20 protein-coding genes are annotated in these 17,315 nt (G+C 65.2%); 2 read left to right on the top strand and 18 right to left on the bottom strand.

Annotated features, from left to right (window positions below):
- The 9 genes from ACODRZ_RS22005 to ACODRZ_RS21965 form a co-directional block, all read right to left on the bottom strand.
- On the bottom strand, positions 1 to 345 hold the full coding sequence (locus ACODRZ_RS22005; RefSeq protein WP_087573810.1) for a DUF736 domain-containing protein: 345 nt from the start codon (positions 343 to 345) through the stop codon (positions 1 to 3).
- Positions 332 to 934, bottom strand: coding sequence for a S26 family signal peptidase (locus tag ACODRZ_RS22000; RefSeq protein WP_087573809.1), 603 nt, complete (start codon positions 932 to 934; stop codon positions 332 to 334). Before ACODRZ_RS22000 ends, ACODRZ_RS22005 begins: the two co-directional genes overlap by 14 nt.
- Positions 931 to 1,449: a DUF2840 domain-containing protein gene (locus ACODRZ_RS21995; protein ID WP_087573808.1), complete on the bottom strand. Its 519-nt coding sequence runs from the start codon at positions 1,447 to 1,449 to the stop codon at positions 931 to 933. Before ACODRZ_RS21995 ends, ACODRZ_RS22000 begins: the two co-directional genes overlap by 4 nt.
- On the bottom strand, positions 1,446 to 2,219 hold the full coding sequence (locus ACODRZ_RS21990) for a DNA-methyltransferase (protein WP_087573807.1): 774 nt from the start codon (positions 2,217 to 2,219) through the stop codon (positions 1,446 to 1,448). The genes ACODRZ_RS21995 and ACODRZ_RS21990 overlap by 4 nt, the downstream gene beginning before the upstream one ends.
- 324 nt (positions 2,220 to 2,543) lie before the next feature.
- The gene (locus ACODRZ_RS21985; RefSeq protein WP_087573806.1) at positions 2,544 to 3,428 is read right to left on the bottom strand and encodes a replication initiator protein A; all 885 of its coding nucleotides are present in this window, start codon (positions 3,426 to 3,428) and stop codon (positions 2,544 to 2,546) included.
- A gap of 6 nt (positions 3,429 to 3,434) precedes the next feature.
- Complete coding sequence (locus ACODRZ_RS21980) at positions 3,435 to 3,734, bottom strand: helix-turn-helix transcriptional regulator (protein ID WP_087573805.1); 300 nt, start codon at positions 3,732 to 3,734, stop codon at positions 3,435 to 3,437.
- A gap of 114 nt (positions 3,735 to 3,848) precedes the next feature.
- Positions 3,849 to 4,346: a DUF2285 domain-containing protein gene (locus ACODRZ_RS21975; protein ID WP_421837921.1), complete on the bottom strand. Its 498-nt coding sequence runs from the start codon at positions 4,344 to 4,346 to the stop codon at positions 3,849 to 3,851.
- Between the two features lie 55 nt (positions 4,347 to 4,401).
- On the bottom strand, positions 4,402 to 4,623 hold the full coding sequence (locus tag ACODRZ_RS21970) for a transcriptional regulator domain-containing protein (protein ID WP_366484225.1): 222 nt from the start codon (positions 4,621 to 4,623) through the stop codon (positions 4,402 to 4,404).
- 99 nt (positions 4,624 to 4,722) lie between these two features.
- The gene (locus ACODRZ_RS21965; protein WP_087573803.1) at positions 4,723 to 5,013 is read right to left on the bottom strand and encodes a DUF2285 domain-containing protein; all 291 of its coding nucleotides are present in this window, start codon (positions 5,011 to 5,013) and stop codon (positions 4,723 to 4,725) included.
- Positions 5,014 to 5,487: 474 nt separating this feature from the next.
- Between ACODRZ_RS21965 and ACODRZ_RS21960 the strand changes: the two genes are divergently transcribed.
- Positions 5,488 to 5,910 carry a helix-turn-helix domain-containing protein gene (locus tag ACODRZ_RS21960; protein ID WP_254911426.1) on the top strand — a complete coding sequence of 141 codons (423 nt, stop codon included), beginning with the start codon at positions 5,488 to 5,490 and terminating at the stop codon, positions 5,908 to 5,910.
- Between the two features lie 148 nt (positions 5,911 to 6,058).
- On the opposite strand, the gene ACODRZ_RS21955 is transcribed toward ACODRZ_RS21960, so the two are convergent.
- From ACODRZ_RS21955 to ACODRZ_RS21945, 3 genes are all read right to left on the bottom strand, one after another.
- Entirely contained in the window at positions 6,059 to 6,376 is a 318-nt protein-coding gene (locus ACODRZ_RS21955; RefSeq protein ID WP_087573801.1) for a DUF736 domain-containing protein, read from the bottom strand.
- 484 nt (positions 6,377 to 6,860) lie between these two features.
- On the bottom strand, positions 6,861 to 7,313 hold the full coding sequence (locus ACODRZ_RS21950; RefSeq protein ID WP_087573800.1) for a hypothetical protein: 453 nt from the start codon (positions 7,311 to 7,313) through the stop codon (positions 6,861 to 6,863).
- 148 nt (positions 7,314 to 7,461) lie between these two features.
- The gene (locus ACODRZ_RS21945) at positions 7,462 to 7,623 is read right to left on the bottom strand and encodes a hypothetical protein (protein WP_176392285.1); all 162 of its coding nucleotides are present in this window, start codon (positions 7,621 to 7,623) and stop codon (positions 7,462 to 7,464) included.
- Positions 7,624 to 7,953: 330 nt separating this feature from the next.
- Here ACODRZ_RS21945 and ACODRZ_RS21940 point away from each other — a divergent pair, with 330 nt between their 5' ends.
- Entirely contained in the window at positions 7,954 to 8,847 is an 894-nt protein-coding gene (locus tag ACODRZ_RS21940) for a Shedu immune nuclease family protein (RefSeq protein WP_087573799.1), read from the top strand.
- An 88-nt stretch (positions 8,848 to 8,935) separates the two neighbouring features.
- Here the strand turns inward: ACODRZ_RS21940 and ACODRZ_RS21935 are convergent, their stop codons facing one another.
- From ACODRZ_RS21935 to ACODRZ_RS21910, 6 genes are all read right to left on the bottom strand, one after another.
- Positions 8,936 to 9,259, bottom strand: coding sequence for a DUF736 domain-containing protein (locus tag ACODRZ_RS21935; protein WP_087573798.1), 324 nt, complete (start codon positions 9,257 to 9,259; stop codon positions 8,936 to 8,938).
- A gap of 449 nt (positions 9,260 to 9,708) precedes the next feature.
- Positions 9,709 to 10,311, bottom strand: coding sequence for a DNA-3-methyladenine glycosylase I (locus tag ACODRZ_RS21930; RefSeq protein ID WP_087573797.1), 603 nt, complete (start codon positions 10,309 to 10,311; stop codon positions 9,709 to 9,711).
- Positions 10,308 to 10,493 carry a hypothetical protein gene (locus tag ACODRZ_RS21925; RefSeq protein WP_140404525.1) on the bottom strand — a complete coding sequence of 62 codons (186 nt, stop codon included), beginning with the start codon at positions 10,491 to 10,493 and terminating at the stop codon, positions 10,308 to 10,310. Before ACODRZ_RS21925 ends, ACODRZ_RS21930 begins: the two co-directional genes overlap by 4 nt.
- A gap of 108 nt (positions 10,494 to 10,601) precedes the next feature.
- Positions 10,602 to 11,528, bottom strand: a complete 927-nt coding sequence (locus tag ACODRZ_RS21920; RefSeq protein WP_087573795.1) for a DUF2493 domain-containing protein — start codon at positions 11,526 to 11,528, stop codon at positions 10,602 to 10,604.
- 312 nt (positions 11,529 to 11,840) lie between these two features.
- Positions 11,841 to 12,905 carry a DUF7146 domain-containing protein gene (locus tag ACODRZ_RS21915; protein WP_176392283.1) on the bottom strand — a complete coding sequence of 355 codons (1,065 nt, stop codon included), beginning with the start codon at positions 12,903 to 12,905 and terminating at the stop codon, positions 11,841 to 11,843.
- A gap of 8 nt (positions 12,906 to 12,913) precedes the next feature.
- Positions 12,914 to 17,278 carry a strawberry notch-like NTP hydrolase domain-containing protein gene (locus tag ACODRZ_RS21910; protein ID WP_488972480.1) on the bottom strand — a complete coding sequence of 1,455 codons (4,365 nt, stop codon included), beginning with the start codon at positions 17,276 to 17,278 and terminating at the stop codon, positions 12,914 to 12,916.
- Positions 17,279 to 17,315 lie beyond the last annotated feature (37 nt).

The following is a 17,315-nucleotide window of genomic DNA, read 5'->3' as shown; positions in this document are numbered from 1 at the left end:
CTATTCCGCTTTGGGACGCCGCAGCCGCGGCGACCAGAGCAGCACATGTGCGTCACCGTCGCGATGGGAGCGCAGCAGATTGGCGCGAACCGGGCGCGAGAAGGACGGGCAATCGAGCTGGAGCGCGATGAAGCCGCCGGCCTTGCCGTCATGGTTCCAGCCGGAGCCGACCTCCAGCCCGATGCCCTCGGGCGCAGCGTCGTCGGCGAGATGGATGCGCCAGTCGGGCGCGCGGCCGTGGCCGGTAAAGCCGGTCGGCACGAGCCGCAGCGGCACGTCGAGCGTGAGCGTCAGCAAACGCCCGACGAAGCCGTCGCCGGATTGTTCAAAGCTACCGATCTGCATGGGACTTCTCCTTTTGCGTGGGGAAATGGTCTGAGCGCGCGCTACCGAAGCGCCAGCGCAGCGGCGCGTTCGGCGTGTCGCGGGTGAGGATCGGCGTCGCGCGGCCGAGCAGGCCCGCAGCCGGAACGGCCCCAAAATAGCGCCCGTCAAAACTGTCCGGTGCGGCATTGAGCAGGAACAGCTCGCCATCGCGCAGCACATGGCAGCCGCGCCAGACCGGCAAGGGACGGCCGTGGCTGTCCGCGGATTTCGCTGTCGCGACGCGGCGCCCGTCGATCGTCACCGTCGCATCGCGGCGGCAGATCAGGGCACCGGGCCGCGCGGCGACATGCTTGAGGAGCGGCACGCCGACAGGCAGATAATGGCGCTGCGCCATGATCCGGCCAAGCGCGGGCGGCGGCATGACGGCGACCATGTCGCCGACCGCCGGTTCGCGCAGCGGATTGATCGCATAGAGCCCGATCGGCGCGCTGGCGCTGGCGTTCCAGAGCAGCAATTTTGGCATGGGCAGGATGAGCGTGCTCACCGCCATGCCGATCGCCACGCCGGTCAGATGCGGCACATAATAAGAGAGCGGAAGGCGGCTCATTGCCCCAGCGCCTTGCGCTTGAGCCATGCCTGATGGCGCTCCATCGTATAGGCGCGGAACGGCTCGCCGGCGGAAAGCCGGTTGTGGACGTGGCGCCAGTGATCGGGCGCGATATCGCAGGGATCGAGGCCTTCGGCCTCGACCTGATCGATCGCCTCGATCACGGTGCGTACCCTGGGCCAGCCCTGGATCGAGAGCAGCAGTTCCCCGCCCGGCCGCACGAAAGGCACGGTGGTATAGGGCTCACCGCTGCGCACCGCGCGCAATATGTCGATGCGCGAATGGACGGTGCCATAGTCGTTGGCCGACCAGCGCACGAACGCGACGACGGCATCGGGCCGGAAGGCAAAGATGCGTGTCTTGCGCGTGAGGATGCGTTCGCTGGCGATCCGGCCGAAGCGTATCCAGTGCTCAAGCCGCTTCTCGATCCAGATCAGTTCGATCTCGGTGCGGTCATGGCGAAGCGGGACGGCGATGCCCGAAGGCACGCGCGCGCCGGGCGGCGGCTGGGTCATGGAAGGTCTCCGGAAAGAGGCGGTGCAGGGAGAGGAGGTGCGCAACCGAACGGCAGCGCCGCCGCGATGCGGATGCTCGCGCGGCGCGCCATGTCGGCGTCGATTTCGCAGCCAATGGAGCGCCGGGCGGTGGCGCGGCAGGCCTCGCCGACCGCGCCGGAACCTGCAAACCAGTCGCCGACGTGACCGCCCGGAGGACAACTGTTGCGGATCAGAATTTCGAGCAGGCCGACCGGCTTTTGCGTCGGATGGATGGCACGGCCATGACAATTGCGTGCATAGATGACCGAGCGCATCAGCCGGGGACCGCCATCCTGGCTCACATAGCAGCCGGCATCGATCTGCCCGGTATGCGGCGGACGATGCTTGCGCCGGGCGGTGCGCGCCGTCGCGTCGGATGTCGTCTGGACGTCATTGTAGATGTCCGACCAGCGCGCATCGTCGCGATAGAATTGGACGATCAGTTCATGGACACGCTTGAAGCGATCGGCATGAAAGGCGCTGCCATTCTGCTTTTCCCAGACCAGTTCCTGCGCATATCGCAGCCCGGCAGCGCGTATCTCGGCGCCGAGCGTGAGGAAGCTGCGCAGCGAACCGAACAGCCAGAGCGATCCTGAAGGCGCGAGCGCATTGTGCGCGAGTGCGAGCCAGCCCTCGACACGCCGATCCCAGCCCAATGAGGTATCGTCATAGGGCGGGTCGGCCAGAATCATGTCGAACGGCGCATGAGCCGGCATGAGGACGCGACAGTCGCTGGTCAGCAACGTCATGGCTGCGCACCCGCATGGCCTTGAAGAGGAGACTGACCGTTGCGCCAGTCTACGATTAAAGGACAACCAGTCTCCGGTTTAAGGGGAAGATCAGTCACCGATCACCCCCAGTCTTCGCTTTGCCGAAAACCGACACATTCGAACGCCGATCGTCCACAAACCGGCAACCGGTTAGCAAGAGTCCGAAGGACTCTATTGTTAGCACCGTTAGAAGGGGCGGATTCGTCGCAGATTTCCTGCGAGTCGCGCGGGCTTGAGGTTTTTGATAGGCCAAGCGGACGGTTTTCAATCGGCCAGGTCGCGCGGTTTTTAATAGGCCATGTCTCATGGCCGGTTATCCACAGGCCTGAGCTTGAGCCGGCGCATGGCGCGGTCGAGCGGATCAACCGGGGCGGCGACGAAGTTCAGCCGCTCGCGGCCGAAGCCATATTCGATGGTGAGGATATAACCGGGAAGCGCCTGTCGGCGGACGATACCGCGCACCTCGAACGCGAATTGCTTCAATGGCGAGAGCGCACCTGACTTGAGATGCAGATGCGCGATGTCGAAGCTCCAGCCGCCAGGCTGATGACCGCCATGCTTGCGCACGATGCGGTAGAGCCAGCGTTCCAGGCCACCGGTGAGATCGAAATAGGCGCGGTCGATGGTCAGCACGAGCGCGCGATCGACGACGCCAGCATAGAACCAGTCGGGCAGGATCAGTTCGATGCCGAGCGGTCGCCCCTGGCCATCGGCCAGTTCGCGCCATTCGTTGATCCAGGAAAAGCGATGACGGCGGCGCTGGTGCTGCTGGCGGATCGACGTGGCGACCGTGGTGGACTGCAGCCGGTCCAGCGCGGCCTTCAGGCGGTCATAATGATCGCGCCCGATGCTGCGGCCTGTGAAGGCGAGGATTTCATGGGGGGTCGTGACCATCAGCCGTGAGGTCGGGCGGCCGGCATCGCGCGCTTCGACGATCTGGCTCGCCGCCCAGATCAGGACATCCGCGTCCCAGATGGTCGCCATCCCGTGTTCCGGCACCGCCTCGACCGAGATCCATGTCTCGCCCATCCGGAAATCGATGGGCGCGGTGCGTTTGCGCTTGGCGAGGCTGAAGAAGGGCCAGGACATGAGATCCTGCGCATCGCGCGGGGCGATGTCGCCCGGCACCGACCGGAACAGGTCGAGCTGGGCGCGTTCGCCGGAGAGGGGGGAAACGGCGCGCGACATCGCCGGTCAATCCTGCCGGAACCGGCGCTGCGCGGGCAGGACGGTGCCGACGCCGGGATCGGAGGTCGATTTGCGCGTTCCCCGCGCCGCCCAGGCGTCAAGATCGTCGATCGCATAGACGATGCGACCGCCCAGCCGGCGATAGACCGGGCCGGTGCCAAAGCAGCGATGCTTTTCGAGGGTGCGGGGAGAAAGACCGAGATGCGTCGCGGCATCGGGGGTCTTCAGATAGCGCGGCCGCACGATCGCGGCCGGATTGGGCTCGGCGAGATAGCGTGGGCGAGCGGCGGTGGGCTCGGGCTCCATGATCGTCCTCCTGACAAGAGCCGGCAGCAACGGCGCTGACCGGCGATGAGGAGGGCAGGATTGGCGAGCGCGATGGCGTCGAAGAAGGGACAGACAAAAAAAGAAATTATGTCCCTATGGGCCGCCCAGCAGGGTGCGATATCCTCCTTCGACGAGTCGCATGGCCTCGGCGAGCCAGCGGCGCAGGCGCTTGCGCTCGGCGCTGTCGACCCAGTCGCCTGACGTAATGCGGGCGCAGGACGGATCGACGAGCACTGCGGCCATGTCGCGCAAGGGAATGCCAAGACGCGCGCCATCGAGCAGGCGCAGGAGGATATGGAGATGCGATCGTCGTGCCAGCGTATCCCAAAGCCCTTCGGGAGAAGGCTCCCGCATCTCGCCGCCGATCCGCGCCATCAGCCATTGGGCGGTGCGGGCGCGTGTACGGTTCGACGGCTCGAAGGGCAGCAGGATCGAACCCCAGCGATCCGCATCGGGCTCGATGCGCAGATGAACGATCGTCTCGCGCTCGCCCATCATGGCATGGAGACCGTCCTCGCCCTCCTCGACGATGGTCAGGCCCTGCAACCTGCCCAGTTCGATCGGCGCCACGCCGGCGAAGAGCGCCGGCATGCGGCCGATCAGCACGGTGAAGCGATTGACGTCAGCGCGCCAGATGATGCGGCGGTCAGGTGCCGGCCGGGATGGATCGACCAGGAAATCGCAGCCCCCACCGCTGGGCGGTGACGGCTTCCTCCTTTCGATCGGGATTTTTCCGGCGGGCGATTTGATCGAAATCATGGTGGTATGCAGGATTGCGCCGCAGAAACTCGAAAGCGGCGATGCCGATATCGGCATTGTCGGGAAGACGCGCGGGTTCCTCCGCGCGCCAGGCGTCGGCTGGCGACATGGTCCCCTCCCTTATCTTTTTGGGAAGGCAGGCTATCGCGTCACGGGAAAGGCGAATAATGCGCCTCGAGGCGTCAGGGACGCTACGGGAAGGACTGTTTCAGTCCTTTTTCGGCGATTCGCTACGCCGCATTTCCAGTGCGGCCAGTTGCCGGTAGCCCACCTCGGTCATCCAGCGGGCGCGAGCAAGGTGGGCCTCATGAACCTGATGTGCGCGGACGGGCTCGCGCGCGGCGTCGATTCCGAACAGGGTTTCCACTGTGTGCTGCCAGGACGTGCCCGGCGCCTTCTCCGCATCGAGCAACTGGATATAGGTGTCGAGATGCGCGAGATCATAAGCGGTGAGCACATCACTGCCCGGCGGAGTGTCCTCGAAAGGCACGATCGACATGTGCAGACATCCTTCCCTCACCCCAAGGCTGACGCGTCATGCCGTGCGCCACGCGGCCAGACGCGTGCCATTTCCTCGCCTCTGTGAACCATCCATTTTGGATCGATTGATTTTAGCGCCTTGACAGCGCCCGGACGACTCTTTCGCCGGATGCTAGTTTTCACGGATTTAGAGAGGGTTAAGGCCTCGAACCCGGTGGCCAAATTATTTGTCGATGACGTGAGGGGAGCCTCGCCGGCGTCTCGCGCGAGTCGCCTGACTGCCATCGCGATCAGGTTCAGCAAGAAAATCTCCAGCCTGGCCTCATTCTTACTGGCAGAATCCACGAGAGCCCCTCCCGATAGCCATTGTCGGTGTTGGGAGTTTCTCTAATCTCCGTCGCCAAAAAGCTGAGCTTTTCGAGTTTCTTAGCGGACCGCATTTTGTCGGTAATTTGCGGACTGGGCCAAAAATGTTGGAAGAAGGCGAACCGACGTGAAGGTCGCGCTTCGCTTCGATCACGGCAACAAGCGGGAAAGAGCTCAAGAACCGTCGCCGAGTTCGGTATTTACCGACATAATCCGTTCATCTTCCAACAACGACAGCCATGCGGCACACTGGCTTTCAGCGCGTCATGTAGAGAATACTCCGTGGTTAAATACTCTTCAAGAGTGCGTGTTTCCGGTCATGGAAATCCGGGAAACCTTTGCCGCCAACCTGCTCAAATATCGGCGAGCTGCTCGCTTGTCGCAGGAAGAACTTGCCCATCGAGCGCAGATAGATCGCACCTACATCAGTGCGCTGGAGCGGTGCGTCTATGCCGCCAGCATCGAGGTGGTCGACCGGCTTGCACGGGAATTGGGCGTAGAAGCTTCTGATTTGCTGGTTCGCTTCTCCCCACCCGGTCATGAGGCATAGCGCCGGCCACGCTCTGTCATCATTCTGTATGAATTGTCCCGTGCATTGGGCGTCAGCCATATCGATCTGGTGCGGCCCGACGATTGACCTTGAACGCTGCACGCGTCGGGGCGCCACCCGGCCGGTGCCGGGTGGCGCCCTGTCCGGCTCAGTCCCGCGCGCGGCGGGTCTGCCGGTTCCAGACCAGATCATAGCCGCCGTCTTCTGCTGCGAAGAGCTGCGCGAAGATCGGGGCGACGAAGCTGGGATCGTCGAGCTTGACCGAGAGATAGGGGCGGTCGTCGCTGGTCCGCTTCTCCCAGGCGGCGCCCACTTCGGCGTCTCCCACATAGATGCGGTGGCTGGGCGCGTTGCCGCTGGCCTCGCTGTCCGGGACGAAACGAACCGCCTTGGCCTGAAGCCCGAGCGTGACGATGTCGCCCTTGAGTTCACCCGAGACCTTCTTGAAGCTGCCGATCTTTGCCATTGCCTTTGTTCCTTTTGCTTCGAGCCCGCGACCATCGCGGCCTCGATGCGCAAGGGGAGCCGGCAGGCGACGGGCGCCGCAGCCTTCGGCCCGCAGCGCAGCGAAGGACGGCCGGCTGCCGATTTTCTTGGATCCGCGAGGAACGGCGGCACGCCGGGGGAAGAAAATGGGCGGAAGGCCGTTGCGGCAAGCCCGTCGAGCGGTACGCGATCCTGTCGGCATGACGCGCATCGAACCGAGGCCGCTCTGGCGCGGGCGGGCAAAGGCGCCAACAGGCTGGCGATTCCGGCATCTGGAGGTCGGGTAACCAGGAGACAACGGATGCCCCGGTACATGGGTTAAGCCTTCCTTGGCACCGGACAGGGACGCCCGTCGCGTCCAGCCACCGCGTCACTGTGGAAGACATCGGGCCTGCCGCCCGGAATGCAGCCAATGACCGGCCTGTCGGCTTTGCCGCGATCCCTCCGTGCCCTCTCGCGCCGCCTTATTCGGCGGCGGGAAGCGATGGCATCATGGGCTGCTGAACCTGTCCGCCCGGCTCGAAGCCGGTCAGCCGGGTCCAGGCGGTGCCCGCGATCAGGGCGGCGCCCAGACCGCTCAGAATGGTGAGCGTCGCACCGGGATCGATCGCGAGGCCCAACACACCATGGACGGCCTGATAGCCGGCAATGCCCGCTGGCAGGACGAAGAGAAGCGCAAGCGCGAGCCGCAACAGCGGCGAGCCCGACAGCGCGAAGAGCAATTGCCCGGCGAACAGCGTCGCGAACCCGGCCGCAAAGCCGGCAAGGATCGCGGGCGCATAGCCGCAGCCGGCCCCGTGCATCCAGAAGGCAAGGCCGATGCCAGCGTAGAGGGGCAGTGCATAGACGGCGAGGCTGAAGAGCAGCCAGAGCATATAGAGGCCGGCAAACAGGCCGAGAACGAGAAAGATGGTCATGGATAGCGTCCTTTGCATGACGAATGATCGTCGGACGCGCCCGCCACCACCTCCACAGCGCTTGTCTTGCAAGAAGCAACATAGCGCCTGAAGGGCCGAAGCGAAACAGATATTGCGTCGCTTCGACAAGGCAGGGTCGCCTTTTCGATCAGGAAAAGGGATCATATTCGCGGACCAGTTCGGCCGGATTGCCGTCGAACTCGTCCCAGGGCATCACCGCATAGCCATTGCCGGTCCGCACGATGACCATGATCGTCATCAGCGTCTTGGCGAGGTTCCAGGCGAGCGACTGGGCGGTCTTGAGCGGCATGGACTATACTCCTGTCGGAAGGAGCGGAAGACCATCCTCCGCTCGACAGGTGCCCCGCCGGCCGGGGGCTGGCCGCAATCACCGCGCCGGGACATGTCCCAAGCGGCCGCACGCTTGCGTAGCGGACCCCTTGCGGGTTGATTGAAGGAGGCCGGACTTCGGCCACAGGGATCAGCGCCGACACACGAGCGAGGTTGGACTTTTGCGTTACGGGCAGGCCCCATGCCGCGCCGCCCGGTCGCTCGCTTATGGCGCAAAGAATCTGATGGTCAGCACATGCGCGAGCCGCGTACAGATTCAGGATGACCGCATGACCAGTTCAGGGAGACAATGGGCTTGCCGAAATCCTTATCTTGCGAGATTGAAACCAGGCTGGCCGAATTCGACGAGCTGATTGCGTCACCGAAAGCGAACGAGAACGCCATTCAGGCATTTCTCGAGGCGAACACGATGTTCATGCCGACGCCGGACATGCTCAACCATCGGGTCCACATGAACAGCGTGATCGCCAAGTTTCCCGTCGGCGAACGATCGACCGATTATGCTTATCTGACCAAATCCAGCATCGAGTGGCGCCTGGTGCTGGTGGAACTGGAAGACAGCAGCAAGCCGATCTTCAAGAATTCCAGCAAGAATGTTGCCTTCAGCACCGAATTCAACGACGCGGTCGCGCAAGTCGACGTCTGGCGCGACTATGTCCATCAACATCCCGATCGCCTGCGCGACAAGCTGCGTCCGTTGATGGTGCCTGCGCCGATGGCGCAGCACCGGCTGTCGGTCCGCTACGTGCTGGTGATCGGTCGCTCGGCGGAATTTGAGCATCATGATGCACGCAAATTGCGGCTAGCCGGTTATGGCGCCGAACGCGATCTCACCATCATGACCTACGACACCATCCGCCGGGAGGTCGCGGCGGGGCACAACAAGCCGAAAGCGGTCTTGCGCGCCAATAGCCGCGGCTATCGCCTGCAGTCGGCAGAAGCGATGCCGACGATCATGTTCGCGCATATGAGGCCGGCTGAACTCGAGCTATCGGACATCGCCGAAGCCGCCCTGCGCGCCGAAGGCTATGACATCGATGCCTGGAAGCGGAACGAGCCGCTGGTCTTTAACGATAAATGGACCCGCGATTCCGAGCCGGCCCTGTATGAATCCATGCATCCCGCTGTCCAGAAATTCATGGCGCGGCAGAAGAAATCTCGGCCCGGCGGCCATTCCGGTTGAACGGCCGCCGGGCTTTACAATGGCGATGCAGAACCAAGGGCAAGGTTCCGGCCCCACCCGAAGGCGGGGCCGCCGCAGGCCCTGGGGGTCAGGCCGGCGGATTCCAGATGATGACCTTCTTCGTCGGATCGTCGCCCGGCGCGTTGGCGATATTGCCGTAGATGGGAGCGTCGAACTCCGGCGCCATCATCGACACCGAAGTATATTCGGCGCCGGTGGTCTGCGAGAAGCGGTTCCAACCGCCGCCCAGCTCATATCCGGTCTTACGGCTGAAGATGCGGTAGTCGGGCTCGCTGTCCTTCACCTTGCGGCCGTTGGGGACGATGGCGATCGGGGCCTGGACGGTCAGGGTGGCGAGCATGCCCTCCATGCTGCCGTCATTCTTCACGGTGAGGTTGGCGATCGTGGCCATGACGAAAACTCCTTGTGGTTGCTCGGGGACCATCCCCGATGGCGCCCACAGGAGAGACCGGATGCCGACGTCACCGGAGCGTCAGCGCAGGGGAACCCCTTGCGGGTTGACGGAACAAGGCGGCCGAGGCTCGTATCAGGCGACAAAAGAGGGGTTGGTCTCCAGCAGCCCGGAGAAAGTCCGCTGTGGCCATAGCCGACCTGTCTGAAGATCGGTTGCAGTGGCGCATGCCTATCGCACGCCTCAGCCCCAGAATTGCAGGCCTTCCCACCGCCGCCCCAGGGGCATCGCATCAGCCCGCCGCGCATCAGGCGCGGCGCGTCGCCAGGTTGCGGCGCAACGCTTTCCCGCAGACCTTCGGCGATCGTACCGCTGTTCGTGCCGCATCGGGTTCGGCTGCATCGCGCCATCGCCATGGGCCGGGCCGGACGATATTCGGGAAGATCCGCTCAGCCCGGCCGCCGGAACGCCTCACGGGCGCGCTGCGCTTTCGCGCGGGTGACGCAGCCTTGCGCATGATCGTTGATGAGGCCCATCGCCTGCATGAAGGCATGGACCGTAGTCGGACCGACAAAAGCCCAGCCGCGCTTCTTCAGATCCTTCGACATCGCAATGGACGCAGGCGAGGTTGAGGCGAGATACGGGATATCCGCGCCCTGCGGCTCGAAGCTCCAGACATAGGCAGCAAGCGATCCGGCCTCGCGCACGAGGTCCTGCGCCCGGGCGGCATTGTTGATCACCGCCTCGATCTTGCCGCGATGCCGCACGATGCCCGCATCCTGCAGCAGGCGTTCGACGTCGGCCTTATCGAAGGCCGCTACGCTGTCGATATCGAACCCGTCAAAGGCCGCACGAAAATTCTCGCGCTTGGTGAGAATGGTCCGCCAGGACAGGCCGGACTGGAAGCCCTCCAGACTCAATTTCTCGAACAGGCGGCGATCGTCATCGACCGGAAAACCCCATTCGCTGTCGTGATAGGCGATATAGTCGTTCGACGCCGCGCACCAGAGGCAGCGTGGTTGCCTATCAGGTGGCGTGAACAGGACGCTCATGTCGTGTGACGCAAAGGGGCATCCAGACGCAGCGCCGTGGTTTTGCGCATGCGCCTCACCCTCGCGATCACCTGTGTCACGCGCGCAGGCGACAGGTTGAACTGGCGACCGAGCGCTGCATAACTGGCGCCTTCGCTATGAAGCCTTTCAAGCTCGGCGTTGCGAGCAGCCTTGCCCGTCATCGAAAATCCCCTGCTAGAGTCCGCCAGCCCGTGCGGCAGATATATGAGATAGGGCATCGACGTTCATGAGCGCAAGATTTTCGTTCTTGTTTCGTTTCAAATTCCGGATCACCCGGCCCGTTTCCGGAAATCCCAGACGCGGATGCCGAGCTTGCGGGCCTTGTCGGCGAGATTGTCCTGGATGCCGGTGCCGGGGAAGACGATCACGCCCTTGGGCATGTCCGCCAGCATCACATCGTTGCGCTTGAACGGCGCGGCCTTCTTGTGCCGGTTCCAGTCGGGACGGTACGGATCCTGCGGCACATTGCGATCACGTGCCCAGCAGGCGGCGATGCGTTCTCCGCCGGTCGAGGTCGCGCCGTGCCTGAGGATCATCGTCGGCAGTTGCTGATGGACCTTATCGAGCACTTTATAGATGCGCTGGTGATCGTTGTAGTCGGCGCCGCAAGTGAAGACGATGCGTACTCCCTCGGGATCGAGCAGCCGCTGCTTCTGATAGCCGCGCTTCTCGACATGCTTGCGGCTGTCGAGCACCGCCGAGGTCAGCGCCTTGTGGTTGACCATCGGCCCGGAACGGGGAAGCCAGGGTTTGCGCAGATGGATGCGGAACTGGTCGGCGGCGGCATCGCGGAAAAACTCCATCGTGTCGCGGCGTTCGATCATGGTGATGCCTTCGGCGATCGCGCGTTCCAGCTCGACCGACTTGACCTCGCTGCCATCCTGTTCGCGCTGCATGCGCTTCTGCGCCTGTTCATTGTCGTCAAGCTCGCGTTCAACACGTTCGCCGGCGCGGTGGAAGACATTGACGATGCCCCAGGCGAGATCCTCAAGGTCGGGTTCGATTCGCGTGTCGATCAGGCAGGAGACCAGGGCATCGAACATTTCGGCGACCGCGCCGCCGGCGATGCGGTCGTCGGGCAGCGGGCGATGATCGGGTTCATCATCATAGGGCCGGTAGCCGTAAAGCTGCATTTCCTGAAGGAGATAGGCGGTGGAGCCGGGCTGCGGATCCTGGGGCTGGTCATCATGCGTCATCGAAAGTCTTCCGTGCCTGTCAGCCGCGCCTCTCGCGGCCTTCGTGGCGACGGCCAGCGGCGGGCGGAACGGGACTGCACCGCAGCCCCTGGGGTGCGGCCGGAGCAAAGCGGAGGATGGCGCAGCGGGGGCTATTTTGCCTCGCGATGCAAAGGGGCTTCAGCCCCGGCGGAAAATAGCCCCCCGCGCAGCCATTGCCGTCCCGGGCCGACTGCCGCAGTCGCCCTCTCCCGAAGGCCGGTGGCGTGGCGTCTCCTAAAGGCCGGAGCCGATGGCGATGATCCACCAGCGCAGACGGTGATCCGCTGCTCCTCAACCGAGCGTCAGGAAGCGCGCGGCATCCTCGGCCCGCAGTTGACCTCGAAGCCCTGCCGCCAGACGCTCCCGCCCGAAGGCCATAAGGTCGTCGTTGAAATCGCCGAGCCTCGGTTCAAGCGGCACGATCTCGATCCCCGCCGGGATCGTTCGCTGGGTCAATGTCTTCAACGCCCCCGCGCCGGCAGGATCGTCGTCGCGCGCGACATAGAGGCGCTTCAGCCCTGCCGGGAACAGGATGGCGGCGAGATGGGCGGCGGAGAGCCCGGCGATCGCGGGCATCACCGGCATGACCTGGCGCAGCGACAGCATGGTCTCGATGCCTTCGCCGGCCATCATCACCGCGCCGGCACGCCCGAACCGCACCCCGTTTCCGAGCAGGTCGCCCATGGCGCGGCGGGGATAGGCGACCGGCGCCTTGGCGGAGCCGTCGAGCGCGAGCCAGGTGCGATGCGCTCCGGTGATGCTGCCATCGAGATCGGTGACCGCAGCGATCATCGCCGGCCATGCGGGACGAACATCGGGGAGGTCGTCGTCCGATGCCCGATACCAGCAATGCGGATGGAAGCGCAGCGCCTCGCACCCCGTGAGATTCGTGATGTGCCGGGACGCGAGATAGGTTCGGACCAGGCTGCTGCCGATCGGCTTCGATCCGCCATGAAGCCGCCGCGCGGCCTCGGGCGTTCCGGTCGGCGCCTTGCTCCGTCTGAACGGCTCGTTCTCGACCGGCGGCGGCATGGGCAGGCTCAGGAAATGCCGGGCCTCGTCGAGCGTCTCGCGCAGGCTGTGATGCGAGCAGGCCGCGGCGATCACGTCGAGCAGGTCGCCATGATCGCCGCTTTGCGCATCGGTCCACTTGCCCGCCGCCCCGCGCCCGTCTGGGGACGCGGAGAGACGGACATAGAGGCTGCGTCCCGGCGTGTTCCGCACATCGCCCACCAGCCAGTAGCAGCCTTCACGATGGCCCTTCGAGAGATAATGGCGACACACGGCCTCGGCGTTGTCGGCAAGAGCAACGGCAATCTGGCTGGCCGGACTTGTCAGCATTTTGGTGGGCATCATGGGGCTCCTCAGGCGGCCTTGCGCCCGGAGATCCGCTCGACCGGGAAACGATCGAACAGACGCTCCAGCACGCCGACGCCGACAGCCCCTGTCGGCACATAGAGCTTCAGCTTCCACGAGACGATCTCGGAGATCAAGCCCATGGATTTGAGGCGCTCGACGCCCAGATCGTTGAAGCCGGTCAGTTCGATCCGCCAGTCATTCATCGCGCGAACGCGCTGGAGCTTCTGGTTCTGCGCCAGAAGCAGCGCGGCTTCGCCCGACATCAGCAGCGCCATGGCTTCATCGCCCGTCAGCTTGACCGGGCCGTCATCATTGGCGACGCGCGCTGCCCAGGCCGGAGAGACGCGCCGACCGATGATCCGCTCGCCGTCATCGCTCTGCAACCGGTAAACGCGGGTCGATTCGTCCGGGAGCAACTTCCAGATCGGTAGCAACAGGCCCGAGACCATATGCAGCGTCGAGACCTCATGACTCGGCAAGCCGGCAAGCTCGGCTGCCCAGGCAGCGCTGAAGGCATCGCGCCCCACTTCCTCCCAGTGGCCGGCAAGCAGCATCTCGGCCGGGATCATGCTGTCGGTGAGTGGCCAGACCAGGCGCACGCGCGCATGGATCGCACCGTCATCATCGGTCACGCTGCGCGCCCGGCGCTGGATCGCGGCCTTGCCGGTCCTGGCATTCACCAGCAGCTTCGCGCCGCTTGTCTCGGCCTGTGCGAGGGCGTCGGCCAGCGACAGCGGGGTCAGCCGGTCCTTGCGCTCGATCGTCAGCAGCGCCGTCTGTGCGCCGGTGCCTGGATGAGTGTAGATCGGCGCGCGGCCGACGACGCGGAAGCTCTCGGCCTGCAAGGTCTCGAGGCCCACCTCATAGCTTCCCGACGCCTGCGCCTGTTCGATCCGGGCAGTGAGCAGACCTTCGAACGCCTCGAACAGCAGGTTCTGCATCGCGACGGTCAGCGCCAGCATGCGGTTCAGGAAGATGTTGATGCCGGGCAGCTCATCCTTGAGCCCGCCATCGCTGTCGAGCAGTGACAGGCCGGTCGCTGCCTCGAAGCGGGCGAGCGAGCAGCCCTCGACCTTGCCGCGCGCGAGCAGGACATAGAGCTGGCGCAGCGCATCGCGCGCATACCAGCTTTCCAGATTATCCTCGGGACGGAACATATTCTGCCCGCCGGTCTGGCGCTGGCCGCGCGTGATCGCGCCCAGCGAGTCCAGACGCCGGGCGATGGTCGAGATGAAGCGCTTCTGCGCCTTCACATCGGTCGAGACCGGCCGGAACAGCGGCGGCTGCTTCTGATTGGTGCGATTGGTCCGCCCGAAGCCCTGGATCGCGGCGTCCGCCTTCCAGCCCGCTTCGAGCAGATAATGCACGCGGCGGCGCTGGTTCACCGCGCCGAGATCGGCATGATAGGACCGGCCCGTGCCGCCCGCTTCGGAAAAGATCAGGATGCGCTTCTGATCGTTCTGGAAGGCGTCGGTCTCGAGCAGCGCCGCCGAGGCCGGACGGTTCTCGACCGCGAAGCGCACCGTGCCGTCGTCCCGCTGCTTCGGCACCACGCGCCGCGAGCGGCCCGTCACCTCCGCCACCATCTCCGTCCCGAAATGCTGCACGATCTGGTCAAGCGCACCGGGAACGGGCGGCAGCGCGGCAAGCCGCTCGATCATCGCATCACGCAAGCGCACCGACTCGCGGTTGACGATCGGATTGCCCTCCGCGTCATGGACCGGCCGGGACGAGAGATTACCCTCGCCATCGGTGAACGGCTCGTAGAGCTGCACCGGGAAGCTGTGCTGCAGGTAGGAGAGAACGCCGTCCCGCGGCGTGATGTCCACCGACACGTCATTCCACTCGTCGGCGGGGATTTCGGCGAGACGACGCTCCTGCATCGCTTCGCCGGTCGAGACGATCTGCACCACGGCGGCATGGCCCGCCTCCAGATCGCATGCGATGCTGGCGATGACAGCGGGCGTCTGCATGCTGGTGATGAGATGATTGAAGAAGCGCTGGAGCATGCCTTGGTAGGCCGACTTGGCCTGCGCCTTGGCCTGACGGTTCAGCGTGCCGTGACTGGCGCTGGTGACCCCGGCGGCTTCGAGCGCGGCGTCGAGATTGTTGTGGATCACCTCGAACGCCGAGGCATAGCTGTCGTAGATGCGCACCTGCTCAGGCGTCAGCCGGTGCTCGAGCATCTCATATTCGACACCGTCGAAGGATAGCGAACGGGCGGCATAAAGCCCGAGCGCCTTCAGATCCCTCGCGAGCACCTCCATCGCCGCGACCCCGCCATTCTCGATCGCGGTGACGAACTCCCCGCGCGTCGCGAACGGGAAGTCGTCGCCCCCCCAGAGGCCCAGACGCTGGGCATAGGCAAGGTTCTGCACCGTGGTCGCGCCGGTTGCGGAGACATAGACGATGCGGGCATTGGGCAGTGCATGCTGCAGACGCAGTCCGGCGCGGCCCTGCTGCGAAGGGGCGACATCGCCGCGTTCGCCCTTGCCGCCGGCGGCATTCGCCATCGCGTGCGCCTCGTCGAACACGATCACCCCGTCGAACTCGGTGCCGAGCCACTCGACGATCTGCTCGACCCGTGATTTCTTGCCGCCGCGCTCAGCCGAGCGCAGCGTCGCATAGGTCGTGAACAGCACGCCCTCGTCGAGCCGGATATCGCTGCCCTGCTTGAACCGCGAGAGCGGCGTCACCAGCAGGCGCTCCTGACCGAGCGCGGTCCAGTCGCGCTGCGCGTCCTCTAGCAACCGATCCGAGACCGATAGCCACAAGGCTTTGCGCCGGCCCTTGAGCCAATTGTCCAGGATGATCGCGGCAACCTGCCGGCCCTTGCCCGCGCCGGTGCCGTCGCCGAGGAACCAGCCGCGCCGGAAGCGGACACTACCCTCGCTATCCTCGGGCGCGGCGGTGACCACGTCGCAGGTGGCATCCACCTTCCAGGCGCCCGACATATGCCCGCTATGCGCTTCGCCCGCATAGATCACGGATTCGATCTGCGCGTCGGAGAGGATACCCAGCGTGGCGAGTTGCGGTGGCAGATGCGGCCGGTAAGAGGGCCTGGGCGGCGCGACGGAGGCCATCGCGGCGGACTGGACCAGCGGGGTCGGATGCGCGCCCGCGCCCGGAATCACGAGCGACTGGAGCGCATAAGGCTCATAGATACTCTCGCCGAGCCGGTCGGCGGGCGGCGTCCAGTCGATCGTCTTATAGACGAGTTCGACCGCTTCGGCCTCCGGGACGGCGGGAACCGAAGGTGTGGCCGTGATCGGTGCTTTCGCCGGAGCGCGCGAAGCCGATGCGGTGACCGGCAGGACCGCTGCCGGCGACGGCGTAACTGGTGCCCGCGGCGGCACGGTCTCCAGCACCCAGCCAAGCAGCGTGGCGGTATCGGCCGCTATGCCCGTGCTCGCCGGCAGCACCGTGGGATCGTCGGCCGGGAGCTTGTCGATCACGGTCAGCCGCGTGTCGATGGTCGTGCCATGCTTCGCATAGACCTTGCCGTCGATCGCGGCGGTGAACACCACGCGCGCGGACGCCTGCAACGTTTCGAACGCATCGCGCCAGGCCGGCGCATCGGGCGAACAGCTCGCGCCCGTGATCGCGACCAGCCGGCCACCCGGTTCGAGCCGGGCCAGCGCCGATGCGATATGGCGCAATGCCGCGTCCTTCATCGTGCGGTCGACATGCGCGACCGCCGAGAACGGCGGGTTCATCAGCACCACGCTCGGGCGCACGACGCCGGGCAGCCGGTCGTCGATCGACGCGGCATCATGGTTCGAGACGGCGATGCCCGGAAACAGAGCCCCAAGCAGTTCGGCGCGGGTCTCGGCCAACTCGTTGAGCGTGAGGCCCGCCCGCGCCAGCAGGGCATGGACGGCGAGCATGCCGGTGCCGGCCGAAGGTTCGAGCACATGATCGCCGGGCACGAGCACCGCGGCGACCGAAGCGACATAGGCAAGGCCGGGCGGTGTCGAATATTGCTGGAGCGCATGGGAGGTTTCAGAGCGGCGGGTGTGCGTCGGCAGCAGGGTGGCAATCCGTTCGATCAGCGCCAGCGCGCTGGCGGGCGCACGGCCGATGATCGTCTGGCCATAGCGGCGCAGGAACAGGATCTCGGCGGCCTCGCAGGCATCATAGGCGTTCTTCCAGTCCCACGCGCCTTCGGCGTCGGTCCCGCCAAAGGCTCGCGACATCGCCGCGCGCAAGGTTGCGGCGTCGATCGGTCGCCCGGCCTCCAGGCTGGGCAGGATGCCACGCGCGGCGGTGAGCAGGGCAACGCCCTGCGAAGCGAAGCCGGATGGAGCAAGGCCGGGTGCAGCCGCGAGGGGCGCGGCGCGAAGCGCCGCGTCGGACAGGGTGTGGGTCATGGGGGCAAGTCTCCGGGAGAGCGCGAAAGGGCGAAGC

The sequence above is a fragment of the Novosphingobium sp. FG90 genome, from assembly GCF_057808725.1.
The sequence above is the reverse complement of the archived record's forward strand: the minus strand, read 5'-3'. Positions and strand labels throughout refer to the sequence as shown.